General features: G+C 64.7%; 21 protein-coding genes. 14 read left to right on the top strand and 7 right to left on the bottom strand.

Features of this window, described 5'->3' with window-relative positions:
* The 9 genes from AC2FL1_RS16920 to AC2FL1_RS16880 all read left to right on the top strand — a co-directional run.
* The coding region (locus tag AC2FL1_RS16920) for an enolase C-terminal domain-like protein (RefSeq protein ID WP_496877723.1) at positions 1 to 545 on the top strand (545 nt) is incomplete at its 5' end.
* 109 nt (positions 546 to 654) lie between these two features.
* Positions 655 to 1,920 (top strand): NAD(P)/FAD-dependent oxidoreductase, encoded by a 1,266-nt coding sequence (locus tag AC2FL1_RS16915; protein ID WP_496877722.1) that lies wholly within the window; start codon positions 655 to 657, stop codon positions 1,918 to 1,920.
* A gap of 37 nt (positions 1,921 to 1,957) precedes the next feature.
* Positions 1,958 to 2,932: a TRAP transporter substrate-binding protein gene (locus AC2FL1_RS16910; protein ID WP_234165550.1), complete on the top strand. Its 975-nt coding sequence runs from the start codon at positions 1,958 to 1,960 to the stop codon at positions 2,930 to 2,932.
* Between the two features lie 81 nt (positions 2,933 to 3,013).
* Entirely contained in the window at positions 3,014 to 3,547 is a 534-nt protein-coding gene (locus AC2FL1_RS16905) for a TRAP transporter small permease (protein WP_234137140.1), read from the top strand.
* A 6-nt stretch (positions 3,548 to 3,553) separates the two neighbouring features.
* Positions 3,554 to 4,867, top strand: coding sequence for a TRAP transporter large permease subunit (locus tag AC2FL1_RS16900; RefSeq protein ID WP_234216134.1), 1,314 nt, complete (start codon positions 3,554 to 3,556; stop codon positions 4,865 to 4,867).
* 27 nt (positions 4,868 to 4,894) lie between these two features.
* The gene (locus tag AC2FL1_RS16895; protein ID WP_496877721.1) at positions 4,895 to 5,815 is read left to right on the top strand and encodes a hypothetical protein; all 921 of its coding nucleotides are present in this window, start codon (positions 4,895 to 4,897) and stop codon (positions 5,813 to 5,815) included.
* Positions 5,802 to 6,551 (top strand): 5-oxoprolinase subunit B family protein, encoded by a 750-nt coding sequence (locus tag AC2FL1_RS16890; RefSeq protein ID WP_496877720.1) that lies wholly within the window; start codon positions 5,802 to 5,804, stop codon positions 6,549 to 6,551. Before AC2FL1_RS16895 ends, AC2FL1_RS16890 begins: the two co-directional genes overlap by 14 nt.
* Positions 6,548 to 7,546, top strand: a complete 999-nt coding sequence (locus tag AC2FL1_RS16885; RefSeq protein WP_496877719.1) for a 5-oxoprolinase subunit C family protein — start codon at positions 6,548 to 6,550, stop codon at positions 7,544 to 7,546. The genes AC2FL1_RS16890 and AC2FL1_RS16885 overlap by 4 nt, the downstream gene beginning before the upstream one ends.
* Positions 7,547 to 7,556: 10 nt before the next feature.
* The gene (locus AC2FL1_RS16880; RefSeq protein ID WP_496877718.1) at positions 7,557 to 8,318 is read left to right on the top strand and encodes a LamB/YcsF family protein; all 762 of its coding nucleotides are present in this window, start codon (positions 7,557 to 7,559) and stop codon (positions 8,316 to 8,318) included.
* Positions 8,319 to 8,389: 71 nt separating this feature from the next.
* Here the strand turns inward: AC2FL1_RS16880 and AC2FL1_RS16875 are convergent, their stop codons facing one another.
* Positions 8,390 to 9,823, bottom strand: coding sequence for a D-alanyl-D-alanine carboxypeptidase family protein (locus tag AC2FL1_RS16875; RefSeq protein ID WP_496877717.1), 1,434 nt, complete (start codon positions 9,821 to 9,823; stop codon positions 8,390 to 8,392).
* A gap of 258 nt (positions 9,824 to 10,081) precedes the next feature.
* Entirely contained in the window at positions 10,082 to 10,783 is a 702-nt protein-coding gene (locus AC2FL1_RS16870) for an HAD family hydrolase (protein WP_496825300.1), read from the bottom strand.
* Positions 10,784 to 10,873: 90 nt separating this feature from the next.
* On the opposite strand from AC2FL1_RS16870, the gene clpS reads away from it, so the two are divergent.
* Genes clpS through hemF form a run of 4 tightly spaced genes read left to right on the top strand, consistent with a single transcriptional unit; the run spans position 10,874 to position 13,960 of the window.
* Positions 10,874 to 11,215 (top strand): ATP-dependent Clp protease adapter ClpS, encoded by a 342-nt coding sequence (clpS, locus tag AC2FL1_RS16865; protein WP_496825299.1) that lies wholly within the window; start codon positions 10,874 to 10,876, stop codon positions 11,213 to 11,215.
* Between the two features lie 45 nt (positions 11,216 to 11,260).
* Positions 11,261 to 12,226 (top strand): class I SAM-dependent methyltransferase, encoded by a 966-nt coding sequence (locus AC2FL1_RS16860; RefSeq protein ID WP_496877716.1) that lies wholly within the window; start codon positions 11,261 to 11,263, stop codon positions 12,224 to 12,226.
* Positions 12,227 to 12,263: 37 nt separating this feature from the next.
* Positions 12,264 to 13,064, top strand: a complete 801-nt coding sequence (locus AC2FL1_RS16855; protein WP_496825297.1) for an SDR family NAD(P)-dependent oxidoreductase — start codon at positions 12,264 to 12,266, stop codon at positions 13,062 to 13,064.
* A gap of 11 nt (positions 13,065 to 13,075) precedes the next feature.
* Positions 13,076 to 13,960, top strand: coding sequence for an oxygen-dependent coproporphyrinogen oxidase (gene hemF, locus AC2FL1_RS16850; RefSeq protein ID WP_496825296.1), 885 nt, complete (start codon positions 13,076 to 13,078; stop codon positions 13,958 to 13,960).
* 90 nt (positions 13,961 to 14,050) lie between these two features.
* Here hemF and AC2FL1_RS16845 read toward each other — a convergent pair whose 3' ends face one another.
* From AC2FL1_RS16845 to hemC, 4 genes are all read right to left on the bottom strand, one after another.
* The gene (locus AC2FL1_RS16845) at positions 14,051 to 14,470 is read right to left on the bottom strand and encodes a hypothetical protein (RefSeq protein WP_496825295.1); all 420 of its coding nucleotides are present in this window, start codon (positions 14,468 to 14,470) and stop codon (positions 14,051 to 14,053) included.
* Between the two features lie 86 nt (positions 14,471 to 14,556).
* Positions 14,557 to 15,501, bottom strand: coding sequence for a fatty acid desaturase family protein (locus AC2FL1_RS16840; protein WP_496877715.1), 945 nt, complete (start codon positions 15,499 to 15,501; stop codon positions 14,557 to 14,559).
* Positions 15,502 to 15,565: 64 nt separating this feature from the next.
* Positions 15,566 to 17,338 carry an adenylate/guanylate cyclase domain-containing protein gene (locus AC2FL1_RS16835; RefSeq protein WP_496877714.1) on the bottom strand — a complete coding sequence of 591 codons (1,773 nt, stop codon included), beginning with the start codon at positions 17,336 to 17,338 and terminating at the stop codon, positions 15,566 to 15,568.
* An 89-nt stretch (positions 17,339 to 17,427) separates the two neighbouring features.
* Positions 17,428 to 18,387 (bottom strand): hydroxymethylbilane synthase, encoded by a 960-nt coding sequence (gene hemC, locus AC2FL1_RS16830; RefSeq protein WP_496877713.1) that lies wholly within the window; start codon positions 18,385 to 18,387, stop codon positions 17,428 to 17,430.
* Positions 18,388 to 18,493: 106 nt separating this feature from the next.
* Here hemC and hemE point away from each other — a divergent pair, with 106 nt between their 5' ends.
* Positions 18,494 to 19,528, top strand: coding sequence for a uroporphyrinogen decarboxylase (gene hemE / locus AC2FL1_RS16825; protein ID WP_496877712.1), 1,035 nt, complete (start codon positions 18,494 to 18,496; stop codon positions 19,526 to 19,528).
* A 64-nt stretch (positions 19,529 to 19,592) separates the two neighbouring features.
* Here hemE and AC2FL1_RS16820 read toward each other — a convergent pair whose 3' ends face one another.
* Positions 19,593 to 20,687 carry a CaiB/BaiF CoA transferase family protein gene (locus AC2FL1_RS16820; RefSeq protein WP_496877711.1) on the bottom strand — a complete coding sequence of 365 codons (1,095 nt, stop codon included), beginning with the start codon at positions 20,685 to 20,687 and terminating at the stop codon, positions 19,593 to 19,595.
* Positions 20,688 to 20,752 lie beyond the last annotated feature (65 nt).

Here is a 20,752-nt window from a genome sequence, read left to right as displayed (position 1 = left end):
TCGACTACAATCAGGGGCTGGAGATCGAAGAGGCGGTGCCGCGTGTGCTGGATGTGGCGCGGTTCCGGCCCGATTTCATCGAACAGCCGGTGCGCGCGCATCAGTTCGAGCTGATGGCCCGGCTGCGTGGGATGAGCGATGTGCCCCTGTTGGCGGATGAGAGCGTCTATGGCCCCGAGGACATGGTGCGGGCCGCACGCGAAGGGATCTGCGACGGCGTCTCGATCAAGATCATGAAATCCGGTGGGCTGACGCGGGCCCAGACAGTGGCCCGGATCGCCGCAGCCAATGGGCTTATGGCCTATGGCGGTGACATGTTCGAGGCCGGGCTGGCGCATCTGGCCGGCACCCATATGATCGCCGCCACTCCGGAAATCACCTTGGGATGCGAGTTCTATCAGGCCAGCTATTTCCTAAAGGAGGACATCCTTGAAACCCCGTTCCGGGTTGATGCGGGACAGGTCATCGTGCCTGACGGGCCGGGTCTGGGCGCCCGGGCTGATCCCGACAAGCTTGATTACCATGCCGTCAGGAAATCGGAATGACTTATTCGATGGCAACTTATCGACATTTTGTTGACGTTTTGGAAATGTGTGGCATGCTGACACTTAGGGAATCGGATATGGCCCGTGCTTTTGCCGGTTGGGGAGAAACATGACGGATACCGCAAAGACCATTGCGATCATCGGCGCTGGTATCGTCGGGGTGTCCACCGCGATCTGGTTGCAGCGCGACGGGCACAAGGTGGTGCTGATCGACCGCGCCGGTCCCGCCGAAGGCACGTCATACGGAAATGGTGGCGTGCTGGCCTCTTGTGCGATCGTACCGGTGAGCACGCCGGGCCTGATCGGCAAGGCGCCCAAGATGCTGTTCAACCCGAACGAACCCTTGTTTCTGCGGTGGGGATATCTGCCCAAGCTGACACCTTGGTTATTGCGGTTCCTTCGCCGGGCCAATGCAAGCGACGCGGCGCATACAGCAGCGGCGATGGCGCCCATCATCGGCGACAGTCAGGCCGACCATCTGGCGCTGGCACAAGGAACCGGCGCCGAGAAATGGGTGGTGCCGTCTGACTATCTGTTCCTCTACAACGACCGCGCCCACTATCAGGGGGATGCGTTCACCTGGGACCTGCGGCGGCAGAACGGCTTTGCGTGGGATGAGATGGAGGCCGAGGAGTTCCGTGGATATGATCCGGTCTTCTCCTCCGATCTGCGCTTTGCCATCCGCCTCAAGGATCACGGCCGCATCACCGATCCGGGCCAATACGTCAAGGATCTGGCCGCGCATGTGGTCGCCTCGGGTGGGCAGCTGATTCAGGCCGATGTCGAGGATATCGCGCGGGAAAACGGCCGTGTCACCGGGGTGCGCGCCGGTGGCCAGACCATTCCCTGCGACGCTGCAGTTGTCGCCACCGGGGTCTGGTCCGGGCCACTGGCCAAGAAATTGGGGCTCGAAGTGCCGCTCGAGGCTGAGCGCGGCTATCATATAGAGTTCTGGAACCCAAATTTCATGCCGAAATCGCCGGTCATGGTGGCAGCGCGCAAGTTTGTCGCCACCCCGATGGAGGGTCGCTTGCGCCTGGCCGGGGTGGTCGAGTTCGGCGGGCTCGAGGCGGGGCCGTCCCGTGCCCCGATCGAGTTGCTCAAGCGCAGCGCGGCGGCGGTGTTTCCCGGCCTCAAGGCCGACGAGGTGACCGAATGGCTGGGCCACCGTCCGGCGCCTGCGGATTCGATCCCGGTGATCGGCGAACTGCCGCATCTCAAGGGCGCCTATACCGGCTTTGGTCATCACCATGTCGGCCTGACCGGCGGCCCGAAAACCGGCCGCATCCTGGCACAGCTCATCTCGGGGCGGCAGCCCAACATTGACCTGAGCGTCTATTCACCGGCACGCTACACGAAGGCCGGGCAAAACTGAGAACCATAAAACGAACCAACCAACTAGGGAGACTACGATGAAAAAACTGACAACTCTTCTTGCGGCGACGGCGCTGACCTCGGTTGCGGCCCTGTCCGCCACTGCTGAAACGTGGGACATGCCGCTGGCCTATTCCGGCTCGAACTTCCATTCGGTGACCGCGGCAGAGTTCGGCAATTGCGTCACCACCGGCACCGGCGGCGAGATCGAGATCGTCACCCATCCGTCGGGCTCGCTGTTCAAGGGCGCCGATATCAAGCGCGCCGTGCAGACCGGTCAGGCGCCGATCGGCGAGCGTCTGCTGTCGGGCCACCAGAACGAGAACGCGCTGTTCGGTTTTGACTCGGTGCCCTTCCTCGCCACCTCGTTTGACGATGCCGACAAGCTGTGGAAGGCCGCCAAGGAACCGCTGTCCGCGCTTCTGGCCGAGCAGAACCTGACCCTGCTCTATTCGGTGCCGTGGCCGCCGCAGGGCCTGTATTTCAAGAACGAGGTGAATTCGGTCGCCGATATGAAAGGCATCAAGTTCCGCTCGTACAACAACGCCACCTCGCGGCTGGCGGAACTGACCGGCATGCTGCCGGTGACCATCGAGGCGGCCGAAATCAGCCAGGCCTTTGCCACCGGTGTGGCGGATTCGATGATTTCGTCCGGTTCCACCGGCTATGACCGCAAGGTCTGGGAATCGCTGAACTATTTCTACGAGGTCGATGCCTGGCTGCCGCGCAACTACGTGTTCGTGAACTCGGATGTCTGGTCGGGCGTGAGCGATCAGAACAAGAACGTGATCCAGGCCTGTGCCGGGCTGGCCGAGTATGCGGGCAACTGGCGGTCCAAGGAATACACGGGCTTTACCCTTCAGGGTCTGCGCGATGGCGGCATGACCGTCGGTCCGGCTTCGGATCAGCTGGTGGCCGAGCTGAAAGAGATCGGTGTGACCATGACCAGCGAGTGGCTTGAAGCTGCCGGTGATCAGGGCCAGGCCATCGTCGACGCCTTCAAGGCCGACTGAGCGACGGGATACGGCGCGGGCGGCGGATCAACCCGCCGCCCGCACTGATCCGGCTGATTTTTCCGAAACGGAGGATGTGTCATGGCGCTACTGAGAGGTTTGCGCAGCGGACTGGATTTGCTCTATCTCATCGCAGGCGTTCTGGCCGCGATGTGCCTGGTCGGCATATTGGGGCTGATCGTGGTGCAGATGCTGGCCCGCTGGACCGGCGAAGTGTTTCCGGGTGCGCCCGACTATGCGGGTTACGCCATGGCAGCGGCCTCGTTCCTGGCCTTTGCCAACGCGCTGAACCGGGGCAGTCATATCCGCGTTTCGATCCTGCTCAACGCGGTGCCCGACGGGCTGCGCCGCTGGATCGAGGTCTGGTGTTTCGGCATCGGCACGGCGGTGATGTGGTACTTCGTCTGGTACGCCTATCGCTTTGTCTATTGGAGCTGGAAGTTCAACGACATCAGCCAGGGACAGGACCGCACTCCGCTGTGGATCCCGCAGTCGGCGATGCTCTTGGGCGCCGTGATCCTGGCCATCGCGCTGACCGACCACCTGATCCACGTCATCTTCAAGGGCGATCACCGCATCACGCGTGACCTCGCCGACCAGAGCCACGGGGAGTAGGCGGCGATGGAAAACCTTTCGGTCATCATTCTGTTTCTCTTCGTCCTCTTCACCCTTCTGGGCACTGGCGTCTGGGTCGGGCTTGCGCTGATGGGTGTGGCCTGGGTCGGGATGGAGCTGTTCACCACCCGCCCCGTGGGCGATGTCATGCTGACCACGATCTGGTCGGCCTCCTCCAGCTGGACTCTGACAGCGCTACCGATGTTCATCTGGATGGGAGAGATCCTGTATCGAACGCGCTTGTCCGAGGACATGTTCAAGGGTCTTTCCCCATGGATGGCACCGCTGCCCGGTGGGCTGGTGCACACCAATATCGTCGGCTGTACCGTCTTTGCCGCCGTGTCGGGTTCGTCCGCGGCCACGCTGACCACCGTGGGCAAGATGTCGATCCCTGAATTGCGCAAGCGCAAATACCCCGAGCGAATGATCATCGGCACGCTGGCCGGGGCGGCAACGCTGGGCCTGATGATCCCGCCCTCGCTGACGCTGATCGTCTACGGCGTCACCATCAACGAGTCGATTACCAAGCTGTTCTTTGCCGGTATCCTGCCGGGGCTGGTGCTGGCGGCGATGTTCATGGGCTATGTCGCGATCTATTCCCGGATCGGCAAGGACTGGAGCCCCAATCCCGAACCCAAGCTGAGCTTTGCCGACAAGATCCGCAACTCGCGGTTTCTGGCGCCGGTGATAACGCTGATCGTGGTGGTGATCGGGTCAATGTATCTGGGCTATGCCACCGCGACCGAGGCTGCTGCATTCGGTGTCATCGGTTCGCTGCTCTTGGCGCTGGGACAGGGATCGCTGAGCTGGAAGACCTTTGCCGAAAGCCTGATGGGCGCCACCCGCACCAGCGCGATGATTGCGCTGATCCTTGCAGGCGCTGCCTTTCTGTCGCTGTCGATGGGCTTTACCGGCCTGCCGCGCGGGCTGGCCAACCTGATCGCCGCCTGGGATCTGTCACGGTTCGAGCTGCTGATGGTGCTTCTGGTCTTTTACGTCATCCTTGGCTGTTTCCTTGACGGCATCTCCTCCGTGGTGCTGACCATGGCGGTAGTCGAGCCGATGATCCGCGATGCGGGCATCGACCTGATCTGGTTCGGCATCTTCATCGTGGTGGTGGTCGAGATGGCGCAGATCACGCCGCCGATCGGCTTCAACCTCTTCGTTTTGCAGGGGATGACCAATCACGAGATGAGTTACATCGCCCGCGCCGCCATTCCGATGTTCCTGATCATGGTGCTGATGGTGTTCGTACTGATCCTGTTCCCCGATCTGGCCACCTGGTTGCCGGACAATCTGAGGGCGGGTCCGGGGCAATAGCGCCCAGACGGCGAGGGAGCAGGGACGATGCAACAGGCGCTGGCCTTTGTTGCCCGGCATGGCAGGCTGGGCCTGATGGTGGGGCTGGCCGCTGGCCTGGCGCTGCCCGGGCTGGCGGCGCTGATGCGGCCCTGGATCCCGCAACTGGTGGCGCTGTTGCTGTTCCTGACTGCCTTTCGCATCGGCCCGGTCGATGCGGCGGGCTCGCTGGCGGACCTGACCCGCACCGCCCGCCGGGTTCTGGTGCTCCAACTGGCACTGCCAATCCTGTTCCTGTTGGGTCTGCGCCTGCTTGGCCTGCCGGTTACGCCGCTTGCGCTGGTAGCGGCGCTGGTGCTGGCTGCGCCCTCGGTCACTGGCTCGGCCAATTTCACCATCCTGCTGGGGCATGACCCGGCGCCGGCGCTGCGGCTCTTGATTCTGGGCACGGCGCTGTTGCCGCTGACCGCGATCCCGGTGTTCTGGCTGTTGCCCGCCTTTGGCGACCCGGCCGAGGTGTTTGGCGCCGCCCTGCGCCTGCTGGCGGTCATCCTTGCGGCGGCGGGCTGCGGTTTTGCCCTGCGCCATTGGGGTGCGCGGCATCTGAGTGACCTCAACCGCCGCGCGATGGATGGGCTGACAGTGATCGCGCTGGCGGTGATCGTGATTGCGCTGATGTCTGCGGTCCGCCCTGCCATGACCGAGCGCCCGGTCGAACTGGCCTTTTGGCTGCTGGCAGCCTTTGCCATCAATCTGGGCGGGCAGACCCTGTGTTATCTGACCCTGCGCGCCAGAGGCGGGGCCGATCCGGTGCCCACCTCGATCGTTGCGGGCAACCGCAACTTCGCTCTGTTCTTTGTTGCGCTGCCCAGCGAAGTGACCGAGCCGCTCTTGATCTTTCTGGGATGCTACCAGTTTCCCATGTACCTGACCCCGACCCTGATGCGGAGGCTATATGACCCGCGCTGATCCCTTTCCCCTGATACGGACCGTTGGTCTGGATGGTGTGCTCGTCACCTTTGCCGACACCATGACCGAACCGTCGAACCGGGCCGCGCTGGCCTTTCGCGGCGCGCTACACGAGGCTGGGTGGGAGGGCGTAGTGGAAAGTTCGACCTCGCTCGCCTCGGCCTATCTGCGCTTTGACCCGCTGCGGCTGAGCCATGCCGAGGTGCAGGCCCGGCTGGCTGCCCTGCTGGCCGAACGCGACTGGTATGCCGCGCCGCTGCCCTCGGGCCGCAAACTGTGGCGGGTGCCCACGGTCTATGGCACCGATCTGGCGCCGCAGCTTGAAGATGCCGCAGCCGCAGCTAGTCTGGACGTGGACGAGGCGGTCCGCCGTCTAGGCAAATCGCGCGTGCGGGTGCTGACCATCGGTTTTGCCCCCGGCCAGCCCTATCTCGGTCCGCTCGCGCCCGAGTTCGACATTCCGCGCCTGCAACAACTGACCCCGATGGTGCCCGAGGGCGCGCTGGTCTGCGCCATCCGCCAGCTCATCGTCTTTGCCGGGCCCACACCCACCGGCTGGCGTCATATCGGACAGACCGCGTTCCGCTGTTTCCGACCGGGGATGGAGCCGACATTTGCCCTCAACCCCGGCGACGAGATGGTGTTCGAACCGATCGAGCGGGCCGAGCTGGACCATATCCGCGCCCAAAACGAGGACGGCACCGGCGGCGCCAAGGTCGAGGAGATCGCGGTATGAGCCTGATTGTCCGCCGCATCGGCCCCGCCTGCACCATTCAGGACCAGGGGCGCGAAGGCTACCTGGATCAGGGCCTGTCGCGCTCGGGCGCGGCCGATCTGCGCGCACTGCATGAAGGGGCCGCGCTCTTGCGTCAGAAACCCGACCTGGCGGCGCTGGAGATGGCTGGCATGGGCGGCGAGTTTGAAGCCACCGCACCTGTGCGCATCGCGCTCACCGGCGCGCCCATGCAGGCCAGCATCGACGGCAGCCCGGTCGCCTGGAACGCCTCGCACGCGCTGGCCAAGGGGCAGCGGCTGAGCATCGGCGCGGTGCTGCGCGGCGGCTATGGATATCTGCATCTGGGTGGCGGCATTGCGAGCGAGCCGTTCCTCGGCTCACGCTCGGCCCATCTGGCGGCGCGGGTCGGTCGCGCGGTGGCGGTGGGCGATACGCTGGAAAACGGGCCGGACAAGGGCGAGGCGGGCATGAAGATTGCCGCCGAAGACCGGTTCGGTGGCGGCACCCTGCGGGTGGTGGCCAGTTTCCAGACCGCGCTGTTCGATACAGAGACGCTGGCCCGGTTCGAGGCGACCGAGTTCCGCCGTGGCCCGCGCGCCAACCGGATGGGCATGCAGCTGGACAGCGACGGGCCGGGCTTTGCCGCCAAGGGGCAGCTCAACATCCTGTCCGAGGTGATCTCGCCCGGTGACATCCAGATGACCGGCACCGGCAACCCGTTCATCCTGCTGCCCGAATGTCAGACCACCGGTGGTTATCCCCGCATCGCCACCGTGCTGCCCTGCGACCTGCCGCGCGCGGCGCAGACGCCGCCGGGGGGCGCGGTCCGCTTTCAGTTCGTGTCGCTGGACGAGGCCGTAAGCTTGCATGCGGCCTGGCTCAAGGATCTTGCGCGTCTTTCCTCGCGGGTCGAACCGCTGGTGCGCGACCCGCATGACATTCCCGACCTTCTGTCCTACCAACTGATCAGCGGCGTCGTGTCCGCCACCGACTGAGGAGCATACCATGACCCAAGTGGACCTTAACGCCGACATGGGCGAAAGCTTTGGCCCCTGGAAAATGGGCGACGATGACAGCCTGTTGAAAATCATCACCTCGGCCAATATCGCCTGTGGCTTTCATGCCGGTGACCCGGACGTGATGGCGAAAACCATGGCGCTCGCGGCGGAAAACGGCGTGGGTATCGGTGCGCATCCGGGTTTTCCCGACCTGCAAGGCTTTGGCCGCCGCAACATGAAGGTGCCCCATGACAGCCTGCGAAACCTTGTGCGCTATCAACTGGGCGCGGCGTTGGGCATGGCGCGGGCGGTGGGCACGCAGGTCCGGCATCTGAAACTGCACGGGGCGCTGGCCAACATGTGCTCGGTCGATCAGGACATGGCGCGTGCCTGTTATCAGGGCGCGCTGGATGTGGACCCCGATATCATCATCATGGTGCTGGCGGTCACCAAACAGGAACAGGCGGTGCGCGAACTGGGCTGCAAATGGGTGGGCGAGATCTTTGCCGACCGCGCCTATAACGATGACGGCACGCTGGTCGACCGGTCGCTGCCCGGCGCGGTGATCCATGACCCGGGCGTGGCCGGGCCGCGCATGCTCGAAATGGTGCGCGCGGGTGCCATCATCACCGAAAGCGGCAAGCATCTGGAGACCTCGGTCGACACGATCTGCCTGCATGGCGATGGGTCGACCGCCGTCCAGATCGCCCGCTCGGTGCGCCGGTGTCTTGAAGCGGGCGGCGTCAGCGTCACGGCGTTCGAACGCTGAGCGAGCGGGCAAAGAAAAGGCCGCAGCTTGGGACTGCGGCCAATATTCACGAGGTCGTCGTGTGCCGGGCCTTATGACGGCCCGATCATGAAACAGGTGACGTTGCGGGCCTGAAGCCGACGGCAGGCGCGGTCGGCCTGATCGCGGGTCATGCCCTGGAACGTCGCTTCGAACCCTTTCGAGGACTGGTGCACCTTGCGCAGCGAACCGTCCAGTGTCGACACTTCGGCCAGCGCGGTGCGCAGCAATACCTTTTCCGCGTCATATCGGTTGGGATAGCGCCCGATATTGATGCCCCAAAGATGCCCGCCCGAGGTCGACAGGCGGGTAACCACCTCGCGCTCGGGTTCTGGTTCGACATCGGGTTCCGACACGGCCAGGATCAGGTTCTCGGGCCGCATGCTGGGCCGAACGCCAGGATCCGGTGTGTCCGGCGCCTGTCGTGTCACGACATCGGCCTCGGCCATGGCGGCGTTGATGCCAGCCTGAATGCGGTCTTCGTCCTGGCGTGCGGTTTCGGCAACCGCCTGTGCCACCACGGTGGCGATCGCGCCGCCCGGCCGCTGATTGGGGCGCAGGCTGCTGGTGGGGGCACCGGCCACGCGAACGGTTTTCGACGTTTCCCCGACTTCGCCTGCATATAGCGGCATGTCGGGGCGGCGGATTGGCGCACGCGACGGCGCCTTGCGGAAACCGAGATCAAGCAACTCGGCGACCTTGGCGTTACGCGCGGTGCTCGATTTGCCACCAAAAACGGTGGCGATCACCCGTTCGTCGCCGCGCTTGGCCGAGGCGACAAGGTTGAAGCCAGCCGCCTGAGTATAGCCCGTCTTGATCCCGTCGGCACCCTGATAGGCGTCCAGCAAGCGGCGGTTGGTATTGGCAACGGTCTTGATCCCGGCGCTGGTCTGCCGCCGCGAGAACAGGTTGTAATATTGCGGGTAATCATAAAGCAGATGCCGCCCCAGCGTGGTCATGTCACGCGCGGTGCTGAGATGGCCGGATTCCGTCAACCCATGGGCGTTCTTGAACGTGGTGCGCGTCATCCCCAGCGCCTTGGCGGTGCGATTCATGCGCCGGGCAAAGGCCGCCTCGGACCCGGAGATCGCAATCCCGATAGAGGTGGCGGCATCATTTGCCGATTTCACCGCCGCGGCCCGCACCAGATAGCGAAAGGCGATTTTCTGACCCGCACGCAGGCCCAGTTTCGAGGGCGGCTCCTTGGCGGCGAAAGGGTCGATCCGCACCTGGGTATCCATGGTCAACTCGCCATTCCGGACCGCTTCGAAGGCGATGTAGAGCGTCATCATCTTGGTGAGAGAGGCCGGGTGCAGGCGGGTGTCGGCATTGGTGGCATGCAGCACCTCTCCGGTGCGGGCGTCTATCACCATCGCGGCATAGGGGGCTGCCCTGACCACGCCGGCTAGAGCCGCGATCATCCAGACCGCGAAGAAAAAAATCAGGCCCAAACGGGCCGGCATTGTTTGCCGAACCTGCACGATCATTGCCTCTGTCTGCCTCAGGCCGCCGGTTTCCGGCTGGCTCGGTTATTCTTCTTGGAGCAAGGCTAACACAGTGGATTCCCGAAATAAACCCGCTGGCTGCACGCTTGGGCGGAAATTCCTCCTCTCTGATTAACTACATTTAGGGTAGGATGTCCTGCCTGCCCCAACACCGGCGATCATGGCATTTTTATGGCGCCTGAAGCCGCGATTCGAACCCGACGGTTTCGTGACTCAGATCACGCTGGCCCCGGTTTCGGCTCAGCCCAGCTGCGCCACAAACTCTGCCAGAGCGCCCAGGTCGGGAAGGCTGTGAAACCGGGACCGATCCGACGGCGGATCGGCTTTCTCGATCTCCCATTCCAGCCCGTGTGGCACAAAAACACCCCAGGCCCCGGCCTGGATTGGCGCGATAACGTCCGACCGCATGGAGTTGCCCACCATCATCGCCCGCCCGGCCCCATCACCATGGCGAGCAAAGACGGTCTGATAGGTGCGGGCCGTCTTTTCCGAGACGATCTCGACCCCGTGGAACAGCTCACCCAGCCCTGACTGCGCCAGCTTGCGTTCCTGATCGATCAGATCACCCTTGGTAATCAATAGAACGCGATGGGTTTCGGCCACTGCCTCGACTGCGGCGCGGGCATGCGGCAACAGCTCGATCGGGTGCGCCAGCATCTCTTGCCCGGCCTCGATCAACTGCCGGATCACGGCTGCGGGCACCCGGTCGTCGGTCACCTCAATTGCTGTTTCGATCATCGACAGGGTGAACCCTTTTACCCCGTAGCCGTAGTGACGGATGTTGCGCTTCTCAGCGGCCAACAGCCGCTCCATCAAGTGGTCGGCCTCAGCGAAATCGGCCAGCAAACCGGCGAAATGCGCCTGTGTCATCTGAAAGAAGCGCTCGTTATGCCAGAGCGTATCGTCCGCGTCGAACCCCACCGTTGTCAGATTCTGCGCCATCTGTCGCGTTTGCTTTCTCTTTTCCATTTCCACGCTAAGGTTATATAAGCTTGCGACCAAACCGAACCCGGAATCGGATACGCGCACCCCATGAACGCACAACTGCACATGATGTCGGACAAGCATGACCAGGACAACGATGCCTCGGTCCTGTTGCAGACGCGCCCCAGGACCAAGCGCCCGCCGCTGTACAAGGTGCTGCTGTTGAACGACGACTACACGCCGATGGAATTCGTCGTGCATGTGCTGGAACGGTTCTTTGGCATGAATCACGCCCAGGCGTTCGAAATAATGCTCACCGTGCACAAGAAGGGGGTCGCGGTTGTCGGTGTGTTCAGTCACGAGATCGCCGAGACCAAGGTTAGCCTGGTGATGGATTTCGCCCGCCGTCATCAGCACCCGCTGCAATGCACCATGGAAAAAGAGGACTGATGCCGCGCCATTTGCGCCGCTGCGTCCCGGAACGGATATCCGAACATGTCTTCGCGACTTGAGCTTGCACTGGCCTCGGGGCTGGACCTGACCGCGCCTGTTTCGGTGCTGGGTCCGACGCCCGAGCATGACCTGTCGGCTTTGCCACCCGATACCGAGGTGGTGCAACCCTATCGCCCATGGCACGACCATTTCGCCGCGCGCGGGTTTCGCACCGTAGCGCAGTCGGATGCGCCCTGTGCTGATGCGGTGGTATTCCTGCCGCGCGCCAAGGCGCTGGCGCGCGCGATGGTGGCCGAGGCCTGCCGCCGCGCCTCCGGGCGGGTGGTGGTGGACGGGACCAAGACCGACGGGGTCGACAGCCTGCTGAAAGACATCCGCAAGCGGGTCGTGGTCGAAGGGCCGCTGTCCAAGGCGCATGGCAAGATCTTCTGGTTCCGCGCCGATGCGGCGGATTTTTCAGACTGGACCCCGCCCGGCGATCAGCGGGTCGCGGGGTTCCGCACCGCGCCCGGCGTGTTTTCCGCCGATGGGGTCGATCCCGCCTCGGCCATGCTTTTGGCCGCGCTGCCGGCCAAGCCGGGTAAGGTGATCGCCGATCTGGGCGCGGGCTGGGGATTTCTGTCGGCGGGGATCCTCTCGCGCGAGGGCGTGCGCGCGCTGTATCTGGTCGAGGCCGACCATGTCGCGCTGGCCTGTGCACGCGAAAACATCGACGATCCGCGCGCCAGCTTTCATTGGACCGACGTGCTGAACTGGCAAGCACCCGAGCGGCTGGATTGCGTTGTGATGAACCCGCCGTTTCACACCGGGCGCGCCGCCGAACCATCGCTTGGCCAGGGCTTCATCGCTGCGGCCGCGCGCAATCTGACCGGGTCGGGGCAGCTGTGGATGGTGGCCAACCGGCACCTGCCCTACGAGGCAGCATTGAACGAACGGTTCCAGCAGGTGGCCGAGGTCGCCGGCGACAACCGGTTCAAGGTTTTCCACGCCTCTCGCCCCCGGCGTTGAACCCGGCTAAGTTGCGCCCAAAGTCAGGAGACAGCCCATGTCCTTTTCCATCGCAGGCAAGACCGCCATCGTCACCGGCGCGGCCAACGGTATCGGCCTTGCCATCGCGCGCCAGTTCGCCTCGGCCGGGGCCAATGTCATGTTCGCTGACATGGACGACAAAGGGCTGGAGGAGCAGCTGGGTGATTTCGCCGAGGATGGCAACATCCGCTATTTCGCCGGTGACCTGCGCGAGCGGCTGACAGTCGCCAACCTGCTGTCCGCCACGATCGATGCGTTCGACCAGATCGACATTCTGGTGAACGGTGCGCGGCAGGTGATCCCGACCGATCCGCTGGACACGGAGGACGATTCGGTGCGCGTCGCCCTGAACCAGAACCTGTTCCCGGCCTATCGCCTTAGCCAGGCGGTGGCAAAACGGATGATCAAGCAGGCTGGCGAGAATGGCGAAGGGCAGGCCGGTGCGATCATCAACCTGAGTTCGGTCGCCGCCCGGCGGACTCACCCCGACCTGTTGGCTTATTCGGTCTCGACCGCCGCGCTGGACCAGATGACCCGCGCCATGGCGGTGGCGCTGGCGCCGCAGCGGATCCGGGTCAATGCCATTGCCATCGGCTCGGTGATGAGCGCCTCGCTACAAGTGGCGCTGAAGGACAACCGTGACTTTCGCAAGGATATCGAGCGGCACACCCCCCTGGGCCGGGTCGCCGCCGCGAACGAATTGGTGCTGACCGCGCAATATCTGGCCTCGGATGCCTCCAGCTTCATGACCGGACAGATCCTGACGGTCGATGGCGGTCGAACCCTGCTGGACCCGGTGGCAGCACCCGCGCATTGAAGGAAGACCATATGTTCGAGACCGAGAAATCCACCGCTTCGGCATGGTTCCGCGATCTGCGCGACCAGATCGTTGCCGCCTTTGAGGGGCTGGAGGACAGCCATGCCGAAGGGCCGTTCAGTGACATGGCGCCGGGCCGGTTCGAGGTGACCGAGACCACGCGGCAATCCGACGACGGCTCGGACGCGGGCGGCGGGCTGATGAGCGTGATGCGCGGCGGCCGGGTGTTTGAAAAGGTCGGCGTCAATATCTCGACCGTCTACGGTACGCTGGGCGAGCGGGCGCAGGCGGCGATGGCCGCGCGCAAGGGCATTCCCGGCATGGCGGACGATCCGCGTTTCTGGGCCTCGGGCATCAGCTTGGTGGCGCATATGCAGAACCCGAATGTACCGGCGGTGCATATGAACACGCGGATGTTCTGGACCCCGCATGCCTGGTGGTTCGGCGGCGGATCGGACCTGAACCCCTGTATCGAATACGCCGAGGACACGGCGCATTTCCACGCTACGCAAAAGGCGCATCTGGATCCGCACGGGAGCGAGCATTACCCGCGTCTCAAGGCCTGGGCGGACGAGTATTTCTATATCCCGCACCGCAAGCGGGCGCGAGGTGTCGGCGGTATCTTCATGGATGATCTCTGCACACATGACTGGCAGGCGGATTTCGCGCTGACGCAGGATATCGGTCGCGCCTTCCTGCCCGCCTATCTGCCGCTGGTGGAACGCCGCCGGGTGCAGCCGTTCGATGAGGCCGAGAAGGAGGCTCAGCTGGTGCATCGTGGGCTCTATGCCGAATACAACCTGGTCTATGACCGGGGCACCAAGTTCGGGCTGGAGACCGGGCATGACGCCAACGCAGTGCTGATGAGCCTGCCGCCGATGGCGAAATGGATCTGACCGGGTTCAGGGGGCTCTGCCCCCGTCACCTGCGGTGACTCCCCCTGAGTATTTTCGGCAAAGTGAAGGGGCGGGCCGGTTTCCCCTTTGTCAGGGACGGAGCCAGAAATCGTCGGTCAGCCGGTCGTAGCAATAGTTCTGTGCCATCGACGCCGTCATGTTGTCGCCGACCTTTTTGACGCTGATCGAATAGCCCGGGTTGGTATCGGCGCCTTGGGGTGGTTGCAGTGAGAACTGCACGCCCTTGCGGCCCTTGACCGTAACCGCCGGTCCCACCGCCTGCCACAGATAGATGCGCTGGGTCGCGCTGGTACGCAGCACGCGGATGGCATAATCGCCAGCGCCGCACCAGAAATCCTTGGGCGCCGATCCATGCCGGTTGACCACTTCGAACACGCCCTTGCTGACGGGATAGACCTCGAACCGGTTGAAGGCCTGAAACCCCATCGCCATGCCGGGCAGCAACAGCGCCGCGGTTAAGAGGGTCCAGCCTGTCCTGCGCCGTGTCATGATATTACTCCTGCGCGACAATGGGTTGGCTCTTGCAGGATAGAGGGATTCGCGGCGTACGCCAATGCGTGCCCTGTGGTGTGCCCTCAGGCGCTGCGCCAGCCGGCCTCGCGCAGGGCGGCGCCATAGCTGGGGGCGGTTTTCATCCGGGCGCCGAGCCCCTTTTCCAGCAAGAGCGCGTGCATCCGGGGCAGGTTGTAGCAGGGCACATGCATGATCATGTGGTGTTCGAGGTGGTAGTTCACCCAATAGGGCGCCACCAGAAGGCGGGCGATGGGCCCGGCAAGGGTGGTGCGGACGTTCCGGAACGGATCCTCGGATTGTTCGGTGGCGCCGTGCTCGGCGATATTGCGGATGCGCAGGACGAACTGGAACCAGGTGAGATAGGGCAGCACCCAGAAGGCCAGCCCCCACCACCAGTCGCCGACAAGGCTGATCAAGAGTGCCACGCCAAGGAAAACCGGCAGCGATTTCCACAATTGCGGCGCCTTGAAGCTTTGCGCGAAATCCGAAGCCGCGGCCTTGATCGCCTCGTCATCGCCAGCGAGGCGGAAGGACATCAGGATCTGGCCGGTCAGTTGCTTTATTCCGGTACGCCCGGTCAGGTCGCGGGCGAACTTGCGTTGCATCGAGGCATGCGAGGTGGGGAATTTCGAAGACAGGACAAGGTCGGGGTCCTTGTCGGTCTGGGTAAAGCGGTGGTGGGTCAGGTGGTAATGGCGATAGGCCGCCAGTTCCGCCAGGATCGGGCGACCGCAGAGCCATTCGCCCACCAGATCGTTGAGCCGCCGGTTGCGGAACAGCGCGTTATGCGCCGCCTCGTGCATCAGGATGGCAAGGCCCAGCTGGCGCGAGCCGATCACGATCACCGCCAGCACAAAGGTCAGCGGATTGGGCCAGAGACCGAAGAGCGACACCGCCAGCGCTATGGTGCCCCAGCAATGGGCGACCAGCCAGACGCCCATCAGGTTCGACCGTTCCGCCAGCGGACGGATTTCCTCGGTGTTGAGATAGGCCTTTCCCGGTGTCATGCGTGGTCCTCCATGGCGGAAAGGGTCTCAGGTCGGGGACGGGCCTGTCAAACAGAGCGCCACGTCATTCCGGGGGCAGGCCGAGATCGATCAGGATCTGGAGATTGGCTTCGTCGGCCGCAACCCAGCGCGCCCAGATCGGAAAGCGGAAGGCGCGGCGCCAGAATTCAGCTGTCAGGGCCGGGTATCTTTCGCGCGCTTGGGCAAGATAGTGGGCGGCCTTGTCCCGGTTGCCAAGCTTGGCGTGTTTCAGCGCGGTGGCCATGAAGACGAAGTAATCCGCGTTTGCGAACCGGCAGGCGGTTTCATAGGCGGCCAGCGCCTCGGGATCGGCGGCGTCGATGTCGCGAAAGGTGAAGGCATTGCCAAGCTGGAACCAGAAGCCCCAGGCCATCGGGTCCTTGGGGTTCAGGCGCAGTGCGGTGCGGGCGGCCCGTTCCAGCCGGTCGCAATCGAGCCTTTGCATGAACAGGCAGGCGTGGCAGCGACCGAAATGCAGCACCGCGTTGTTGGGATTGAGCGACTCGGCCTTGTCCAGCGCGTCGGCGGCATCCTGTTCCCGCCCGGTTATGGCCAGCAGGACGCCCAGCGCGACATAACCGATTTCAAGGCGATCGTCGCGCTCGATGGCTTGCGCAGCATGGTCTAACCCAGTCGAGATTTCGGCGGCCGGGTCGCGCGTCCGCCCGGTAATGACCTTCACCCAGGCGAGGCGCGCCAGCAGCGCGTGCGGCAAGGCGAAATCCGGATCGGCGGCAATGGCGCGGGTGTAGTAGGCATGTGCCTGCGAATAACCCTCGTCGGTGTAGCGGGTGAATTCGGAATAACCCTTTTGGCACATCTCCCAGGCGGTCAGGCTGTCGGTGGGTTTGCGGCGCGCCAGATTACGTTCGTGCGCGCCCAATTCCGGCTCCACCCCGGACACGATGGCGGCGGTCAACTCGTCTTGCAGGTCGAACAGATCGGCCATGGTCCGGTCCCAGCGTTCAGCCCAGACATGGGCGCCGGTCCGGGCATCGATCAGCTGCGCGGTGGCGCGCAGCCGGTCGCCCGCGCGGCGGACCGAGCCTTCGACCACATAGCGCACGCCCAATTCTTCCGCGATCTGCCGCACGTCCTTGTGGCTGCCCTTGTAGGCAAAGGCAGAGTTGCGGGCGATCACGGTCAGGGTGCGGAAGCGGCTGAGTTCGGTGGTCACGTCCTCGACAATGCCGTCGGCCAGGAAATCCTGTTCCGGGTCGGCTGACATGTTGTCAAAGGGCAGGATGACCACGGCGGGCAGTTCGGCGCGCACCGCAGGTTTCTCCGCGGCGCAGGCGACGCCCTCTGCGCCCACCCGCCAGACCTCGACCGGGTCGGGAATGTTTTTAACCGGCTGCGGGCCCAGTTCGATCAGTTCGGCGGTGACCTTGCCGCGCACCTGGTCGTGGACGCTGCGGGAAATGCAGATGCCGCCGGGGGTGGCCAGGCTTTCCAGCCGGGCGGCGATGTTGACCGCGTCGCCAAGGATATCGTCGCCATCGCTGATCACGTCGCCCAGGTGGATACCGACCCGGAACAACATCCGGGTGTCGGGGGCGGTTTCGGCCTGGTCGCGCGCCACCCGTTGCAGGATGGCGACGGCCGACCGCAGGGCGGCGACGGGCGAGGCGAACTCGACCAGCATGCCGTCGCCCATGGTCTTGATCAGCCGCCCGCCCTCGCGGGACAGGCCGGGCCGGACGATGTCGGCAAAGAGGTGGCGCAGGCGGGTGATCGTGCCTTCCTCGTCCGCAGCCATTAGGCGCGAGTAGCCCGACAGGTCGGCGGCGAGGATGGTGGTCAGGCGGCGGTCCATGCGGGGTCTCCGGGCGGGCGCAGCAATGCGCCCCGCCTACTATGCCCCGGGAACCGGCGATGACAAAGCGGGAAAGGCCGCGCGGGTGGTCAGCCGCGCCAGTCGAAAAAGCCCGGCCCGGCCTGTGCCAGCAGATCACGCGCCATCTCGGTGCCCAGCGCCGGGCCGTCGGTCACGTCGCCGCTGCGGTCGAGCGTGATCGCCTCGGACCCATCAGGGCGCAGCACCTCGCCGCGCAGGCGCAGGGTGGTGCCGTCCAGCTCGGCCAATCCGGCGATGGGGGTTTCGCAGGACCCGTCGAGCGCGGCGAGCAGCGCCCGTTCGGCGGCCAGCCGCTGATCGGTCTCGACATGGTGGATTGCGGCGAGCATCTCGGCGGCGCGGGTATCGTCCAGGCGCCGTTCGATCCCGATGGCGCCCTGCGCGATAGCAGGCAGCATGTCGTCAGGTGAAATCGCGGTGGCGGGCACTTCGGCCATGTTCAGCCGCCGGATTCCTGCCATGGCCAGGAAAGTGCATTCAGCCACGCCCTCGGACAGTTTGCGCAGACGGGTCTGAACATTGCCGCGGAACTCGACAACCTTGAGGTCGGGCCGACGATTGAGCAGCTGCGCCTTGCGGCGCAGTGACGAGGTGCCGACCACGGCGCCCTGCGGCAGGTCGCGGATCGCCGAATGGCTCGGCGAGATGAAGGCATCGCGCACATCCTCGCGCGGCAGGAAGGTGTCGAGCACCAGACCCGCAGGCTGTTCCACCGGCATGTCCTTGGTCGAGTGCACCGCGATGTCGATATCGCCGCGCAACATCGCCTCTTCGATCTCCTTGGTGAAGAGGCCCTTGTTGCCGATCTCTTTCAGCGGGCGGTCGGCCTCGATCATCGCGCGGTTGTCGCCGGTGGTGGTGATCACCACGATCTCGAATGCGTCCTCGGGCAGGTCGAAGGCGACGCCAAGGCGGCGGCGGGTCTCGAACGCCTGCGCCAGCGCCAAAGGCGAGCCACGGGTGCCGATCTTCAGCGGCGATGCGGGAGAGGGAAGTGCGATTTTCATGGACGTCAGCTTTAGTCGCGTCACATTGCCCTGACAATGGGGGCGGCGCTTGACAAATTGCCGCCGAACGCAGACCCGTGGCGCAAAGTGAAGGATGGGGGCGGATATGGCCGAGACAAAGAAACTGCTGCGGGTGCTGGCGGGCGAGGTGCTGGACACCCCGCCGATCTGGATGATGCGGCAGGCCGGGCGGTATCTGCCGGAATACCGCGCCACCCGCGCGCAGGCAGGCGATTTCCTGTCGCTGTGCTATAACCCCGAGCTGGCCGCCGAGGTGACGTTGCAACCGATCCGCCGCTATGGGTTCGACGCCGCGATCCTGTTTGCCGACATCCTGTTGGTGCCGCAGGCGCTGGGGGCCGATCTTTGGTTCGAAACCGGCGAGGGGCCGCGCCTGTCGACCATCGGGGCGCAGGCTGATTTCGACCGGCTGAAGCCGGTGGAGGCGATCCACGAGACGCTGTCGCCGATCTATGAGACGGTGCGCATCCTGACCCGCGAATTGCCGTCGGAGACGGCGCTGATCGGCTTTGCCGGGGCGCCCTGGACGGTGGCCACCTATATGATCGCCGGGCGTGGAACGCCCGACCAGGGCCCGGCGCATGCGCTGCGCGAGGGCAATCCGGCGCTGTTTGACGCACTGATCGAACGGCTGACGGCGGCTACCATCGAATATCTGAGCGCCCAGATCGAGGCAGGCGCCGAGGTGGTCAAGATATTCGACAGCTGGGCCGGGTCGCTGAAGGGTGAGGCGTTCACCAAGTATGCGCTGGAGCCCTGCCGCGAGATCACCCAGGCGCTGAAGGCGCGCCATCCCGGCATCCCGGTGATCGGTTTCCCGCGCGAGGCGGGTGAGGGCTATGTCGGGTTTGCCAGGGCCACCGGCGTCGATTGCGTGGCGCTCGACAATTCGGTGACGCCCGATTGGGCGGCGGCGCATGTACAGGTGGATGGCTGCGTGCAGGGCAACCTGGCCTCGTCCCACATGGTGACCGGCGGTCAGGCGCTGGTGGACGAGACGCGGCGCATTGTCGAGGCGTTTTCCAAGGGGCCGCATATCTTCAACCTGGGTCATGGCATCACGCCGGATGCCGATCCTGCAAACGTGCAGCTGATGATCGACACGGTGCGCGGGCGGTGAGTGCAGGAGCGAGGGGCGCTGCCCCTCGCACTCCCCGGAGTATTTTCAGCGAAATGAAGGGGGGTCAGGGAGTCCCGGGCTTGGCCAGTTCTGCAAGGATCTCCGCCGTGTGTTCCCCGCGCGCGGGACTGGGTTTCGGCTGCCAGTCGCGGCCAGCGAAACGAGGTGCGGGAGCGGCCTGAAGCGTGCCGTCGACCTCGGCCCAGGTGCGGCGGGAGGCGTTCATCGGGTGGTGCTGCGCCTCTTGCGGGCTGAGGACGGGCGCGACACAGGCGTCGGTGCCGAGGAAGAGATCGGCCCAGTGGTCGCGCGGCTGTGTCGCGAAGAGCGCCGCGAGGCGGGTGGTGAGCGCGGGCCAGAGCTTCGGGTTGAACTGCTGCGAGAACTCGGGGTCGTCCGACAGTCCGAGCCGGTCGAGGAAGAGGGCGTAGAACTTGGGCTCGAGGCATTGCACGGTGACATGGCCACCATCAGCGCAGGTATAGGTGCGGCTCCAATGCGGGCCGTCAAGCAGGCTGCGGCCGCGCGTCTCGGACAGACTGCCGGTCTGCCCGAGGCTCATCAGCAGGTTCATCATATGGGCCGAGCCGTCATAGATCGCGGCATCGACCACGGTGCCCTGCCCGGTGGCGCGGGCGTTCAGCAGGCCGGCCAAAATCCCTGTCACCAGATACATGGCGCCTCCGCCGATATCGCCCACCAGCGTAGCGGGTGTCTGCGGCGCGTCGCCGGGGGCCGAGCCGTACCAAAGCGCGCCCGAGAGGGAGATATAGTTGAGGTCATGCCCGGCGGCATGGGACAGCGGCCCGTCCTGGCCCCAGCCGGTCATCCGGCCATAGACAAGCGCCGGGTTAAGGGCGTGGCAATCTTCGGGGCCGAGGCCAAGCTTCTCCATCACGCCGGGGCGGAAGCCTTCGATCAGCGCATCGGCGCCGGCGATCAGGGCGCGGGCGGTGGCGATGTCGGCGGCATCCTTGAGGTCGAGCGCGATGGAGCGTTTGCCGCGATCCAGAAGCGAACGCTCCGGCATGCCGGGTGTCACCGCCCCGCCCTTGCGGTGCACGGTGATCACATCGGCGCCCAGATCCGCCAGCAGCATGGCGGCAAAGGGTCCGGGGCCCAGCCCCTCGATCTCGACGATGCGGATGCCGTTCAGCATGATGCTCTCCTTCTCTTTGCGGCAGGTTCCCGGCCCCGCGCGCCGAAATCAAGCGCAGCGGTGAC

The sequence above is a fragment of the Ruegeria sp. YKSF070 genome, from assembly GCF_059612725.1.
Note: the sequence above shows the minus strand (reverse complement) of the source record. Positions and strands in the feature narration are given on the sequence as shown.